This is a genomic window from Amycolatopsis sp. lyj-108, assembly GCF_046549005.1.
In the GTDB taxonomy this organism is placed as follows: Bacteria; Actinomycetota; Actinomycetes; order Mycobacteriales; family Pseudonocardiaceae; genus Amycolatopsis.
Genome location: NZ_JAJPWQ010000031.1, coordinates 1 through 532, shown reverse-complemented (window position 1 = coordinate 532; position 532 = coordinate 1). Strand labels below are relative to the sequence as shown.

Below are 532 nucleotides of genomic sequence, written 5' to 3'. Positions count from 1 at the left end.
ATTGAATCCACTGCATTCACTCGGGATCCATTTAGCCATGCTGCATGTAATGCACTGCGTTTAATCGGGATGCATTTTACCATGCTGCATGGAATCCACTGCATTCAGTGATGCTGCATGGAATGCACTACCTTCAATCGGGATGCTTTGGGCCATGCTGCATAAAATCCACTGCATTTAATCGGGATGCATTGGGCCACGCTCCATGGAATCAACTGCATTCAATCAAGCTGGATGGAATCCACTGCATTTAATCGGGATGCATTTTACCACGCTGCATGGAATATACTGCATTCAATCACGCTGCATGGAATTCACTGCATTCAATTGGGATCCATTGCACCACGATGCATGGAATCCACTGCGTTCAATTAAAATCCATTGCACCACACTGCATGGAATCCACTGCATTCTCTCGAGATCCATTGGGCCACGCTGCATGGAATCCACTGCATTCAATCGGGATCCATTTAACCCCGCTGCATGGAATGCACTGCGTTCAATCGGGATGCATTTTACCATGCTGCATGGA

1 protein-coding gene is annotated in these 532 nt (G+C 47.0%); it reads right to left on the bottom strand.

The features are described 5' to 3' along the window. Positions 1–294: 294 nt before the first annotated feature. Positions 295–532, bottom strand: a 238-nt coding sequence (locus ACLJO0_RS44055; RefSeq protein WP_410585850.1) for a hypothetical protein, incomplete at its 5' end; no start/stop codon positions are given.